The following is a 13,946-nucleotide window of genomic DNA, read 5'->3' on the forward strand; positions in this document are numbered from 1 at the left end:
GTGTGTTGTTTCAGAAGTGTCATAGTGGATGCGAACACACAAACATACTGGTGTATGTGATGTGTGGGTGTTGTTGGTAAGTCCTCGGCCGATTAGTACCAGTCACCTGAACCTATTGCTAGGCGTACAGTTCTGGCCTATCAACCCCATGGTCTGTAGGGGGCCTTAACCACTCAAGGTGGTGAGAAACCTCATCTTGGAACAGGCTTCCCGCTTAGATGCTTTCAGCGGTTATCCCTTCCGAACGTAGCTAACCAGCAGTGCTCCTGGCGGAACAACTGGCACACCAGAGGTTCGTCCGTCCCGGTCCTCTCGTACTAGGGACAGGTTTCCTCAAGTTTCTAACGCGCGCGGCGGATAGAGACCGAACTGTCTCACGACGTTCTAAACCCAGCTCGCGTGCCGCTTTAATGGGCGAACAGCCCAACCCTTGGGACCTACTCCAGCCCCAGGATGCGACGAGCCGACATCGAGGTGCCAAACCATCCCGTCGATATGGACTCTTGGGGAAGATCAGCCTGTTATCCCCGGGGTACCTTTTATCCGTTGAGCGACACCGCTTCCACTTGCCGGTGCCGGATCACTAGTCCCGACTTTCGTCCCTGCTCGACATGTACGTCTCACAGTCAAGCTCCCTTGTGCACTTACACTCAACACCTGATTGCCAACCAGGCTGAGGGAACCTTTGGGCGCCTCCGTTACTTTTTAGGAGGCAACCGCCCCAGTTAAACTACCCACCAGGCACTGTCCCTGAACCCGATCAGGGTCCGAGGTTAGAAGTCCAATACGATCAGAGTGGTATTTCAACAACGACTCCATGAACACTGGCGTGCCCACTTCACAGTCTCCCACCTATCCTACACAAACCGAACCGAACACCAATACCAAGCTATAGTGAAGGTCCCGGGGTCTTTTCGTCCTGCCGCGCGTAACGAGCATCTTTACTCGTACTGCAATTTCGCCGAGTCTGTGGTTGAGACAGCAGAGAAGTCGTTACGCCATTCGTGCAGGTCGGAACTTACCCGACAAGGAATTTCGCTACCTTAGGATGGTTATAGTTACCACCGCCGTTTACTGGGGCTTAAATTCTCAGCTTCGCCACCCGAAAGTGACTAACCGGTCCTCTTAACCTTCCAGCACCGGGCAGGCGTCAGTCCGTATACATCGTCTTACGACTTCGCACGGACCTGTGTTTTTAGTAAACAGTCGCTTCTCTCTGGTCTCTGCGACCCACACCAGCTCAAGCAGTAAATGCCGTCACCAGTCTGGGTCCCCCTTCTCCCGAAGTTACGGGGGCATTTTGCCGAGTTCCTTAACCACAGTTCTCTCGATCGCCTTAGTATTCTCTACCTGACCACCTGTGTCGGTTTGGGGTACGGGCCGTGTACCAACTCACTAGAGGCTTTTCTCGGCAGCATAGGATCATGGAATTCGCCTCAACGGCTACGCATCACCTCTCAGGCTGTATGTGTCCCGGATTTACCTAGAACACGCCCTACAGGCTTACACCAGTACTACCACTCACTGGCCCCACTACCTTCCTGCGTCACCCCATCGCTTGCCTACTACCAGCCGAGGTCCCATGCATCCACCAACTCGAGACCCGAAGGCCTTCTCGTGGTTTCAGGATGGTTAGTACAACTGATTCAGCATGGGCGCGGATACACGGGTACGGGAATATCAACCCGTTGTCCATCGACTACGCCTGTCGGCCTCGCCTTAGGTCCCGACTCACCCTGGGCGGATTAACCTGGCCCAGGAACCCTTGGTCATTCGGCGGCAGAGTTTCTCACTCTGCTTTCGCTACTCATGCCTGCATTCTCACTCCCACACCCTCCACCACTAGATCACTCTGTGGCTTCCACGGATGCAGGACGCTCCCCTACCCACCCACACACCTGGTTCACCCCCGTAAGGGAAGAACGGGCTATTGTGTGAGTGCCGCGGCTTCGGCGGTGTACTTGAGCCCCGCTACATTGTCGGCGCAGGATCACTTGACCAGTGAGCTATTACGCACTCTTTCAAGGGTGGCTGCTTCTAAGCCAACCTCCTGGTTGTCTTCGCGACCCCACATCCTTTTCCACTTAGTACACGCTTAGGGGCCTTAGCCGGCGATCTGGGCTGTTTCCCTCTCGACTACGAACCTTATCGCCCGCAGTCTCACTGCCACACTCTCACTTACCGGCATTCGGAGTTTGGCTGACGTCAGTAACCCTGTGGGGCCCATCGGCCATCCAGTAGCTCTACCTCCGGTAAGAAACATGTGACGCTGCACCTAAATGCATTTCGGGGAGAACCAGCTATCACGGAGTTTGATTGGCCTTTCACCCCTACCCACAACTCATCCCCTCCATTTTCAACTGAAGTGGGTTCGGGCCTCCACGACGTCTTACCGTCGCTTCACCCTGGCCATGGGTAGATCACTCCGCTTCGGGTCTAGACCCGGCGACTCAAACGCCCTATTCAGACTCGCTTTCGCTACGGCTACCCCACACGGGTTAACCTCGCCACCGAGCACTAACTCGCAGGCTCATTCTTCAAAAGGCACGCCATCACCCACCACCACAAGGGTGCACAGGCTCTGACGGATTGTAAGCGTCCGGTTTCAGGTACTATTTCACTCCCCTCCCGGGGTACTTTTCACCTTTCCCTCACGGTACTTGTCCGCTATCGGTCACCAGGAAGTATTCAGGCTTACCGGGTGGTCCCGGCAGATTCACAGCAGATTCCACGAGCCCGCTGCTACTTGGGAAAATTCATCACGCAAGACCACATGTTTTCAGCTACCGGACTCTCACCGACTACGGCAGACCATTCCAGGCCACTTCACCTAACACATGGTTTTCTGACTCACGCCCAGACAGGTAGATCTGAGAAGATGAACCCCAACCCCACACACACAACCCCTACCCGGTTACACATGCGCATGGTTTAGCCTCCTCCGCTTTCGCTCGCCACTACTCACGGAATCACAATTGTTTTCTCTTCCTATGGGTACTGAGATGTTTCACTTCCCCACGTTCCCCCCACACAGCCTATACATTCAGCTGGTGGTAACACGACATCACTCGTGCTGGGTTTCCCCATTCGGACACCCTCGGATCACAGCTCGTTTGACAACTCCCCGAGGACTATCGCGGCCTACCACGTCCTTCATCGGCTCCTGGTACCAAGGCATCCACCGAACGCCCTTAAACACTTACAACAACACCTACAAACAACCCCCCACCCAACACAACCCGAAGGCCATGCCAGCGAGGGACCAAATGTAGACATCACAAAACATTTTCTGCTAAATCACAGACCAACAAAAATTGTTGATTTGAAATAAAGATGCTCGCATCCACTATGCACTTCTCAAACAACACACACCACCCCAGCTCACGAGCCTCCGCACCCCATCACAGGACACCTCAACAGCACGATCACCAAGACAGCTAGGTCAGAGACAACCCGATACACACCCCAAAAGGCATGCCGCGTGTTCTCTCAGAACCCCGATAGTGTGACAAGAACACACCCACCTCACAGTGAGCGTCGACCGATGACCCCGGCATGAGCCGGCACCACCACATGGCCTGTCTGATGTTTCACCCTGAACACACACTCGCCGCAGAACATACGCCCACAGAAACGAGTGTTGTTGTGTGCTCCTTAGAAAGGAGGTGATCCAGCCGCACCTTCCGGTACGGCTACCTTGTTACGACTTCGTCCCAATCGCCGATCCCACCTTCGACAGCTCCCTCCCACAAGGGGTTAGGCCACCGGCTTCGGGTGTTACCGACTTTCATGACGTGACGGGCGGTGTGTACAAGGCCCGGGAACGTATTCACCGCAGCGTTGCTGATCTGCGATTACTAGCGACTCCGACTTCATGGGGTCGAGTTGCAGACCCCAATCCGAACTGAGACTGGCTTTAAGGGATTCGCTCCACCTCACGGTCTCGCAGCCCTCTGTACCAGCCATTGTAGCATGTGTGAAGCCCTGGACATAAGGGGCATGATGACTTGACGTCATCCCCACCTTCCTCCGAGTTGACCCCGGCAGTCTCCTGCAAGTCCCCGGCATAACCCGCTGGCAATACAGGACAAGGGTTGCGCTCGTTGCGGGACTTAACCCAACATCTCACGACACGAGCTGACGACAGCCATGCACCACCTGTACACCAACCACAAGGGGGGCTATATCTCTATAGCTTTCTGGTGTATGTCAAACCCAGGTAAGGTTCTTCGCGTTGCATCGAATTAATCCACATGCTCCGCCGCTTGTGCGGGCCCCCGTCAATTCCTTTGAGTTTTAGCCTTGCGGCCGTACTCCCCAGGCGGGGTACTTAATGCGTTAGCTACGGCACGGATTCCGTGAAAAGGAACCCACACCTAGTACCCACCGTTTACGGCGTGGACTACCAGGGTATCTAATCCTGTTCGCTACCCACGCTTTCGCTCCTCAGCGTCAGTTACTACCCAGAGACCCGCCTTCGCCACCGGTGTTCCTCCTGATATCTGCGCATTTCACCGCTACACCAGGAATTCCAGTCTCCCCTGTAGTACTCAAGTCTGCCCGTATCGCCTGCACGCCTGCAATTGAGTTGCAGAATTTCACAGACGACGCGACAAACCGCCTACGAGCTCTTTACGCCCAGTAATTCCGGACAACGCTCGCACCCTACGTATTACCGCGGCTGCTGGCACGTAGTTGGCCGGTGCTTCTTCTCCAGGTACCGTCACTTGCGCTTCGTCCCTGGTGAAAGAGGTTTACAACCCGAAGGCCGTCATCCCTCACGCGGCGTCGCTGCATCAGGCTTGCGCCCATTGTGCAATATTCCCCACTGCTGCCTCCCGTAGGAGTCTGGGCCGTGTCTCAGTCCCAGTGTGGCCGATCACCCTCTCAGGTCGGCTACCCGTCGTCGCCTTGGTAGGCCATTACCCCACCAACAAGCTGATAGGCCGCGGGCCCATCCCACACCGCAAAAGCTTTCCACCAACCCCCATGCGAGGGAAGGTCATATCCGGTATTAGACCCAGTTTCCCAGGCTTATCCCAGAGTGCAGGGCAGATCACCCACGTGTTACTCACCCGTTCGCCACTCGAGTACCCAGCAAGCTGGGCCTTTCCGTTCGACTTGCATGTGTTAAGCACGCCGCCAGCGTTCGTCCTGAGCCAGGATCAAACTCTCCATGAAAAAATAGCGAAACAACCAACCCCCAAAAGAGCCGGCATTTCAACACAATCAGGAAAGCAAAACCTGACCAATCCAAAAACTAGCAACACCCACCCCAAAAAGGCAGATGCCACAAAAACAAACAAAAACATCTACATCCATAAAGAATGCTCGATGCCAAATTGGCATCAGACAATTCATCATCACACTATCGAGTTCTCAAAGAACACACACCCACCAGCTACCCACCCCACAAAGGAGGCTCTCACCAGCAGACTTCAGTTCTGTCCTACCAGTCAACCCCGTCTCCGAGGCAACTTTTCCAGCCTACCAGACCCGATCTTCAGTCCGCAACTCCGAAGAATCTCGAACTCAAGGGATCATGGTAACCCCGAACAACCAATCCCAGACACAAAGTCTGGAACCAGAAACCCAGGGACGGCCAACGAAAAACCCGGTCCCCACTCCCCGCCTTCAGACCCTCACAGGTCTTCCGGGGCGGCGCCGTGGCTCGCTGACTGGAATGAAGTTACGCAGGCGTGCGCCGAACGTCAAATCGCCTGGTCAGGCCCAACGACGCGGTAACACCGCAGCCGAAGCGTCAGCAGAAGGCCGAAGCCTCGATCGAAGACGCAGACCACCGTCCCCGCCCCGGTCCGCATATGACAAGAACCCCCGCCCGGATATCCCGGGCGGGGGTTCTTGTTTTTGTAGCGGGGACAGGATTTGAACCTGCGACCTCTGGGTTATGAGCCCAGCGAGCTACCGAGCTGCTCCACCCCGCGTTGGTGTGAACACAACGTTACACAGAGGTTCGTCAGCGATGCAAATCGGTACGGAAACCCGGTCCGACCTGGGCCTACTCGCGTGACGGCGGTCACTGACGGACCTGTAATCCGAGGTCGGGGCGCGTCCGTCAGGAAGGTCGTGGTCGCGCGGAGCCATGTGAGCTGAGTCACATGGGGCGTAGACTCGGCGCACGAGATCATCCGGGCCGAGGAGGGACCATGTCCACGCACCGTTTCCACCACGAGAGTCACGGCAACCACCCGATGAGCTACATCGGATTCGTGCTCGCCCTCGGCGGTTTCGCGATGGCCGCCTTGTGGCTGGTCAACATGGCCGCCGGCAACGTCGGTGCCGCAATCGTGTGCGGCCTGCTCACGGTCGCCGCGTTTGCCATCGCCGTCTCGATCTTCTTCTCGCTCTCCCACCGGTACCACCACAGTCCGGTACTCCCGGACAACACCCCAGACGAGACCGAGCGCTATGTGCGCAAGTACCGCGGCTAGCGGCACCTCACGCACATAGCGCTCGGAATCGTTCTCCCCCCGGGCCGTCTCGGCCCGGGGAACTGACTAGTTCTGCGCCGGCAGCGACTCGTACGTCGCGACCGCCTTGCTCAGTTGATCGAGCGCAGCGCCGTAGGCGGCGAAGTCGCCCTTCGTCTGCGCCGCCCGCAGTGCGGAGATCGCATCGCCGATGGCCTTCGCGGCAGCGTCACGCTCCGGCGAATCCCGCTGCTGCGGAGGCTGATTCGGCGTCGGTGTACCGCTCTGGTCCGAGGTCTGATCCGACTCGGACGTCGGATTGTCACCGGGGACCACGCCGGCGGCCGGGGTGATCCCGACCTGGCGGAGCGCCTCGGCGGTCGTCGGCGCATAGCCGATACGCGCCTCGCGCTCCTTCGGCTCGTAGCGGGTGATGACCCGGAACAGCCTCGGGAATGCCTCCTCACCCTGCGCCTGCGCATACATCGGGACCACGTAGAGGATGCCATTGTCGCCCACCGGCAACGTCAGCAGATTACCGAAGGTGACCTTGGCCGTGTTCTCGAGCGACTTCAGCGACTCAGCGACGCGCCCATCGGTCTTCATCGGGTTGAACGCCTGCTTGGGGCCCGACCGCTGAGCATTACCCGGCAATTCCTTGACCGTCATCTGCCCGTAGTTCTCGGGGTTCGACGACACGGTCACGTAGGCACCGAGGATCGGGCGGTTGAGTCGGGTCAGCACCGACGTCAGCTGGAAGGTGGGCTTACCACTCTCCGGGTCCGAGGCCACGAAGTAGTACGGCGGCTGATCGAGACCGCGCTGCTCTGCATCGGGGCTCGTCGGATCCGAGGGCACCGACCAGAAGTCGCTCGCCTGGAAGAACGTCTGAGGCGACTCGACGTGGTAGCGCGTCAACAGGGCCCGCTGGATCTTGAAGAGGTCCTCGGGGTACCGGATGTGATCCCGCAGCGAGGTCTGCTTGTCGAAATCGGCACGCGACTTGACGGTGCCCGGGAAGACCTTCATCCAGGTGTCCAGAACCGGGTCCTCCGCGTCGAACTGGTAGAGCTCGACTTCGCCGGTGTAGGCATCGACCGTCGCCTTCACCGAGTTACGCACGTACGACACGGTCTTGTTGATCTGAGTACGACCGGTCTGTCCGGGGTTGAGATCCTGGGCGTCGGCGGTCGCGCTCTGCAGCGACGTCGGCTGCGAGTACGGGTAGTTGTCGAGCGTCGTGTAACCGTCGACGATCCACTTGATCGAGCCGTCCTCCATGACCGCCGGATACGTCTTGGAATCGACGGTCAGCCACGGTGCGACCTTCTTGACACGGTCTCGCGGGTCCCGGTTGTAGATGATCTTCGACGCCGAGTTGATCTCACCCGACAGCAGGAAGTTGCGCTCGGCGTACTTGCCCGCATACAGCATCCGGTTGAACCAGTTGCCCAGCGAGACGCCGGCCGGTCCCTGATAGGTGTACTTGTCGTCGCCGATGTCGTGCTCACGGGCATCGCCGTTCTCGGAACCGACGATCGCGTAATCCGGATCGATCTTGGCGAGCAGCTCACCGAAGTAGATCCGGGGCTGGGTCACCTTGATCGGCGCATCGCGCTTGTACGCCTCGCTCTGGTAGTTCGAGGTGTCACTGACGTAATAGAACGGGTCACCGCCGCCGTCGATGTCGTTGACATCGGCGGACTCGTTCACCCTGTTGGCCGGCGCGGCGACGAAGCCGTCTCCGTGGGTGTAGACGAGGTGCTTGTTCAGCCAGTTCTGCTGGTTCTCCAGGTAACGGCTCGGGTCGAGTTCGCGGACCGCGACGACGAAGTCGCGCAGTTCCCCGTCGATCCGGTAACGGTCCACCGCCAACTGCGTCGGGAAGCCGTAGAAGTTCTGGCGCTGCTGCTGCTGGATGAACGTCGGCGACACCACGTTGGGGTCGAGGATTCGCACGTTCGACAGCGTCGGGATGTCGCTGTTGACCAGCGCCGGGTTGGCGGGTTCGTCCGTCCAGTCGGGCTGCGTTATCACGTTGTCGGGGCCGATCGCATATGCCTCACGCGTGGAGTTGATGGCCCGCTGTATGTATTCGGCCTCCTTCTGCGCCGCGTTCGGCTTGACCGAGAACTGCTCCATCGACAGCGGCCAGCCGACGCCGATCAGCAGGGCCGAGAACAGCATCAGCACCGTCGCCAGCGCCGGGACCCGGAGATCACGCAGCACGATGCCGGCGAAGAACGCCACCGCACAGATGACCGCGATCGCCATCAGGATGAGCTTCGACGGCAACACCGCGTTGATGTCGGTGTAGCTCGCACCTGGGAAGATCTCGGATTTTCGCTGACTCGACAGCAGGTTGTATCGATCGAGCCAGTACGCGGCCGCCTTCAGCAGGAGGAACGTACCGGCGAGAACTGCCAGCTGGATGCGCGCCGCGGTGGTCACCGTGCCGCCACCTTGCCCGAGGCGGATGCCGCCGAAGACGTAGTGCGTCACGAGGTTGGCGAGGAATGCCACCACGACCACGACGAAGAGCAGGTTCAGCACGAAGCGATAGAACGGCAGGTCGAACGCGTAGAAGCCGATGTCCAGGTTGAACTGGGGGTCGGTCCTACCGAACGAGGTGCCGTTGAGGAACATCTGGACCGTTGCCCAAGAGCCCTGGGCCACCAGCCCGGCGAGTGCACCGATGATCAGCGCGGGCACCACGGCGAACCAGCGCACCTTGCCCATGATGGCCGTGCGGTAGCGGGCCAGTGGATCGTTCGGACCGGATGTCGGGACGAACACCGGACGGGACCGGTACGCCAGCGACACCGCGCCGAAGATGATCAGGGCGACGACCACAGCGGTGATCAGGAACAGGATCACCCGGGTCCAGACGACCTTGCTGAAGACGCCCGAATACCCGACGTCGGAGAACCAGAGCCAGTCCGTGGCCAACCCGATCAGCCGTGGCCCCACGAGTAGGAGGACCAGCACGGCGACGCCGAGTCCGATGATGATCTTGCTCCTGCGTGACAGTGTCGGCATACCCGCCGGCCCTCGGACGCTCACCAGACTCACTCTCCAAAGCTCTCAATTCGGACATCACCCACGCACTGAGTCCTGCTGGGCGTGGTGCCCACTGTACTGGCACCACCTGAGCGACCAAGTCACTCGGGCGCCCGGACAACGATCGCGAGCCCGCCCGGGTTCCCGGCGGCGAGTCCCCTGTCGTGGAAGTCGTCGGCCGCCGGGCAAGATGGGCGGGTGTCCGACACCCCGATCACCCCGCGCGGCCTGCCCACCGACGACCTTGGTCGTGCTCTGAGCGAGATCATGGAACACGTCGACGCCGCCGGCTGGGGGCAGTCACCGTCGGTGTTCGCACTCGTGCCCACCGCCCTGCTCACCGAACGTGTACCCGGCGTGATCGCCGACGACGGCTCGGTGTTCACCCCCGTCGAGGAGGAGTGCCCGGACCTCGACGAGTTCCTGGCCACCGCGTGGTGGCCGGATTCGGTCGAGGGGGCGGCGGTCGCGATGGAGATCGTCGTCGCGGACCCGGAATCCGAGGACGACACCGTTCCGCGCTACACCGTCGCAGATCACGACGATGCGGGCACGGACACCGAGATCGCGCGGCTGGTCGTCGGCGTGCTGCGCAACGGCACCGACCTCGCCCTCCTGCGCCCGGCTTCGGGCGAGACGCCGGAACTACTCACCCACCCCCAGCTCGCGACCGAGCTGCGGGCCGCGCTGCACGGGACCTTCGCCCCGGACGCGCCCGGGTCCTGACGGCCGCACCCCGAGGCGTCAGCAGGTCGGCGCGGGCCGTCCGTCGCCGATGGCGTCGAGCGCGTCGATGGCGCCTTCGAGTGTCTCCACCTTGATGAGCTCGAGTCCGTCGGGCCGGTCGGAGGTCGCCTCGGCACAGTTGCGCGCCGGGACCAGGAACACCGTCGCGCCTGCGTCGCGGGCCGCGAGGGTCTTGTGGGTGATGCCGCCGATGGGCCCGACGTCGCCGTCGACCGAGATCGTGCCGGTCCCCGCGATGAACTTGCCGTGGGTGAGTTCGCCCGGGCTCAACTTGTCGATGACCGCGAGCGCCAACATCATTCCGGCCGACGGTCCGCCGATGTCGCCGACGGTGTAGGTGACATCGAGTGTCGGGTCGGCGTTGACAACCTCGGGGACCACCCCGAGGTAACCGGCCTTCTGGTCGTCGGGATGGGCGGCGAGTGTCACCGTGACGGTCTCGGGGGTGCCCTGGCGGACGATCTCGAGCGGCAACACCGTGCCGGGCGGGTTCGCCGCGACCACCTTGCGCAGCTCGGCACTCGTCTCGACCTTCACGCCACCGACCTCGACCACCTCGTCGCCGGCACGCAAGACGTCGGCCGCGGGGCCGTCGGGGCCCACGCTCGCGATCCGCAGTGCGGTCGGACGGTCGAGGTAACGCAGGGCAGCGACGGTGGCGTTCTCCTCCGAACCCACCATCTGGTCGGCGTTGTCCTGCTGCACCTGCTCGGTCGTGCGGTCCGGCGGGTAGACCTGGTCGCGCGGGGTCAGTGCATACGTGCCCGAGAGCCACATCCCGAGCGCCTTGAACAACGAGATCCCGTCGGTCACCGAGACGGTCGTGAGGTTGAGATTGCCCGTCGTCGGATCGGTCGGCGCCCCATCGATCTGCACGACCTTGCGCTCGACGACCTTGCCGTCGTCCTCCACCTTGGCGGTGCCGAGCGTGTTCAGCGTCGGTCCGGGGCCGAGCGCCGCGTAAGGCACCTGAACCTGCGTACCCACCACCAGCAACGCCAGCAGGACCACGGTGCTGACCGCGGCCGTGGCGATCCTTCGGAATCGAGGGCTCGAACTCATTCCGCACACGATAGTGCCCCGTCCTGAGCCCTTGAGGACTACGCGCACGGCGAACAACCGCCCCGGCTTTTCGGCTCCACCGGGCGGTACGGTGGAGCCCATGAGTGATCTGCCCTTCGGCTTCTCGGCGTCCGGTGACGGCGACGACGACCGCGACAAGAACAGCGGCGACAAGAACAAGCCGGGCAACAATCCCGGCGGCAACCCCTTCGGTGGGTCCGACCCGTTCGGATTCGGTTCCGGCGGAGCGGGTTTCGGCGGTGACTTCGACCCGTCGAAGATCGATCCGAACATGATCGGCCAGATGTTCTCCCAACTCGGGAGCATGTTCAGCGGGATGGGCGCGGGCATGGCCGGCGGCGGCGCCGGTCCGGTCAACTATCAGGTGGCCACCAACCTCGCGCGCCAGCAGATCGGGTCGTTCACGCCCATCCTGGACAAGGAGATCTCGGCGTCCTCCGACGCCGTACGGCTCGCCGACGTGTGGCTCGACGACGCGACCACCTTCCCCAGCGGTGTCACCCAGACCCTCGCCTGGACCCCGGTGCAGTGGCTCGAGGAGTCCATGGACACCTGGAAGGGACTGTGCGATCCGGTTGCCGAGCAGCTGGCCCGGGCGTGGAAGGACAATCTGCCCGCCGAGGCCGCACAGTTCGCCGGACCGATGCTGGGCATGCTCACGCAGATGAGCGGGATGGCCTTCGGCACCCAACTCGGCCAGGGTCTCGGCCAGCTCGCCAAAGAGGTCCTGACCTCCACTGACGTCGGCCTGCCGCTCGCACCCGAGGGCATCGCGGTGTTGCTGCCGGAGGCCATCGCGAAGTTCGCCGAGGGCCTCGAACAGCCCGGCCAGGAGATCATCGTCTTCCTCGCCGCCCGGGAGGCCGCCCATGTGCGGCTGTTCACCCACGTCGGCTGGCTGCGCCAGCGGCTGCTGACCACCGTCGAGGAATACGCCCGCGGGATCAGCATCGACTTCAGCGGGATCACCGACGCCACCGCGAGCATCGATCCCACCGAACTGCTGTCCGATCCGTCGAAGCTCGAGGAGCTCATCAGCAACTCGACCTCCTTCGAGCCCACCACCACTCCCGAACAGAAGGCGGCGCTGGTCCGTCTCGAGACCCTGCTGGCACTCATCGAGGGATGGGTGGAACAGGTGGTGACCCGGGCGCTGGGCGATCGCATCCCCAGCACCGCCGCACTGACCGAGACCATGCGCCGGCGCCGCGCCTCGGGCGGACCCGCCGAGCAGACCTTCGCCACACTCGTCGGTCTCGAACTGCGCCCGCGCAAGGTTCGCGAGGCCTCGGAACTGTGGCGCCGCGTCCTCGAGGCCACCGATGTCGCCACCCGCGACGGCATCTGGGCCCACCCCGACCTGCTTCCCGACGCCGACGACCTCGACAATCCGGCCGGGTTCATCGACCGGCTGCTCGGCGGCGACGAACTCGACGACCCGATGGCACAGCTGGAGAAGACGATCGCCGCCGAGCGCGCGCGCGAGGCCGACGGCAAACAGAACGGTCCGAGGAACGAGGGCGACGGAAGCACGGAGGCGGGCGGATCGTAGAGCTCCACAGACGGCCCCGGCTCCGACCATGCTGTGGATAACCTGTCCGGTCGCCGTCGGCGGGGCCCCATCGCTGGCAGAGTGGCCGCATGTCGCGAGCTCGCACCGTACCCGAGGCAATTCCGGCCCCGGTCGGGGCGTCACCGTCGCCGATCCTGAGTACGGGGGTGCCCCTGCTCCGGCCGGGCACGCCGCTCCTCGTCCGGCCCGGCAACGTGGTGCACATCGGGATCGACCCCGCCGACAGCATCGTCGTGGAGGTCGACACGCCGGTGTCGGCGCACAGCGTCGTGGCACTGTTGCGCTCGCTGGAGAAGCCCTGCACTCCCGAGATCCTCATCCGGCGCGCGCAAGCGGCGGGATTGACCGCCGACGATGTGGAGATCATCCTGGCCGGCCTGGTGGCCGCCGGGCGTGCGATCCCCGCGCCGTCGGATCAGGTCGCCACCCCGCTCCGGCGCGACGACTTCCGCATCCAGATCCATGGGCAGGGGCCGCTGAGCGACGTGCTCACCACGTCGTTGCGTGGTGCCGGGCTGTCGGCGAGCAGGACGATGCACCGGCTCCCCGACGGGTCACTCGACGCGCGGCACACCCGGCTGGTCGTCCTCAGCGATTTTCTCGTACACGATCCTCGCGTGGTGTTCGCGCTGACCAGGGCACGAATCCCCCATCTGCTGGTGCGAGTCCGCGACGGTGTGGGGATCGTCGGACCGCTGGTGCTACCCGGGTTGTCGAGTTGCCTGATGTGCGCCGATCACCATCGATCCGACCTGGACCCGGAATGGCCGACGCTGGCGGTGCAGCTCATCCGCAAGCCCGGGCACGCCGAACCCGCGGTGGTGGCCACCACCGCGGCGATCGCGTACGGACAGATCGAGCGTTTGGTGACGGCGCTCTCCGGCCCGTCCGGCCCAGCCGCTGCGCAACTCGAGCCGCCGCTGTTGAATCGGGTGGTGGAGTTCCGTGACGATCCAGCCCGAATGGACATCACGCGGTGGGCACCGCACCCGGAATGCGATTGTCGTCCCGTGGCGGATTCGCGGGTCAGGTCGTCTAATGTGTGACGCGGA

The 13,946-nt window shown here is 62.2% G+C and carries 6 protein-coding genes, 1 tRNA gene and 2 rRNA genes; 4 read left to right on the forward strand and 5 right to left on the reverse strand.

Annotation, left to right across the window (positions count from 1 at the left end; translation table 11 throughout):
• Positions 1-72: 72 nt before the first annotated feature.
• The 3 genes from H1R19_RS16790 to H1R19_RS16800 form a co-directional block, all read right to left on the reverse strand.
• Positions 73-3,205 (reverse strand): 23S ribosomal RNA (locus H1R19_RS16790).
• Positions 3,206-3,658: 453 nt separating this feature from the next.
• Positions 3,659-5,181 (reverse strand): 16S ribosomal RNA (locus tag H1R19_RS16795).
• The 16S and 23S rRNA genes sit together here, the layout of an rRNA operon.
• A gap of 690 nt (positions 5,182-5,871) precedes the next feature.
• Positions 5,872-5,945: transfer RNA gene (locus H1R19_RS16800), tRNA-Met, on the reverse strand.
• A gap of 222 nt (positions 5,946-6,167) precedes the next feature.
• On the opposite strand from H1R19_RS16800, the gene H1R19_RS16805 reads away from it, so the two are divergent.
• Positions 6,168-6,452, forward strand: a complete 285-nt coding sequence (locus H1R19_RS16805; protein ID WP_188328554.1) for a hypothetical protein — start codon at positions 6,168-6,170, stop codon at positions 6,450-6,452.
• 66 nt (positions 6,453-6,518) lie between these two features.
• On the opposite strand, the gene H1R19_RS16810 is transcribed toward H1R19_RS16805, so the two are convergent.
• Entirely contained in the window at positions 6,519-9,470 is a 2,952-nt protein-coding gene (locus H1R19_RS16810; RefSeq protein WP_244971002.1) for a UPF0182 family protein, read from the reverse strand.
• Between the two features lie 219 nt (positions 9,471-9,689).
• Here H1R19_RS16810 and H1R19_RS16815 point away from each other — a divergent pair, with 219 nt between their 5' ends.
• Entirely contained in the window at positions 9,690-10,217 is a 528-nt protein-coding gene (locus H1R19_RS16815; RefSeq protein ID WP_219849627.1) for a PPA1309 family protein, read from the forward strand.
• Positions 10,218-10,235: 18 nt separating this feature from the next.
• Here the strand turns inward: H1R19_RS16815 and H1R19_RS16820 are convergent, their stop codons facing one another.
• A complete protein-coding gene (locus tag H1R19_RS16820; protein WP_219849628.1) occupies positions 10,236-11,300 on the reverse strand; it encodes a YlbL family protein in 1,065 nt (354 codons plus the stop codon).
• 100 nt (positions 11,301-11,400) lie between these two features.
• On the opposite strand from H1R19_RS16820, the gene H1R19_RS16825 reads away from it, so the two are divergent.
• Positions 11,401-12,873, forward strand: coding sequence for a zinc-dependent metalloprotease (locus tag H1R19_RS16825; RefSeq protein ID WP_219849629.1), 1,473 nt, complete (start codon positions 11,401-11,403; stop codon positions 12,871-12,873).
• Between the two features lie 155 nt (positions 12,874-13,028).
• Entirely contained in the window at positions 13,029-13,940 is a 912-nt protein-coding gene (locus H1R19_RS16830; protein ID WP_188328900.1) for a hypothetical protein, read from the forward strand.
• Positions 13,941-13,946 lie beyond the last annotated feature (6 nt).

The organism is Gordonia jinghuaiqii (assembly GCF_014041935.1).
Classification (GTDB): domain Bacteria; phylum Actinomycetota; class Actinomycetes; order Mycobacteriales; family Mycobacteriaceae; genus Gordonia; species Gordonia jinghuaiqii.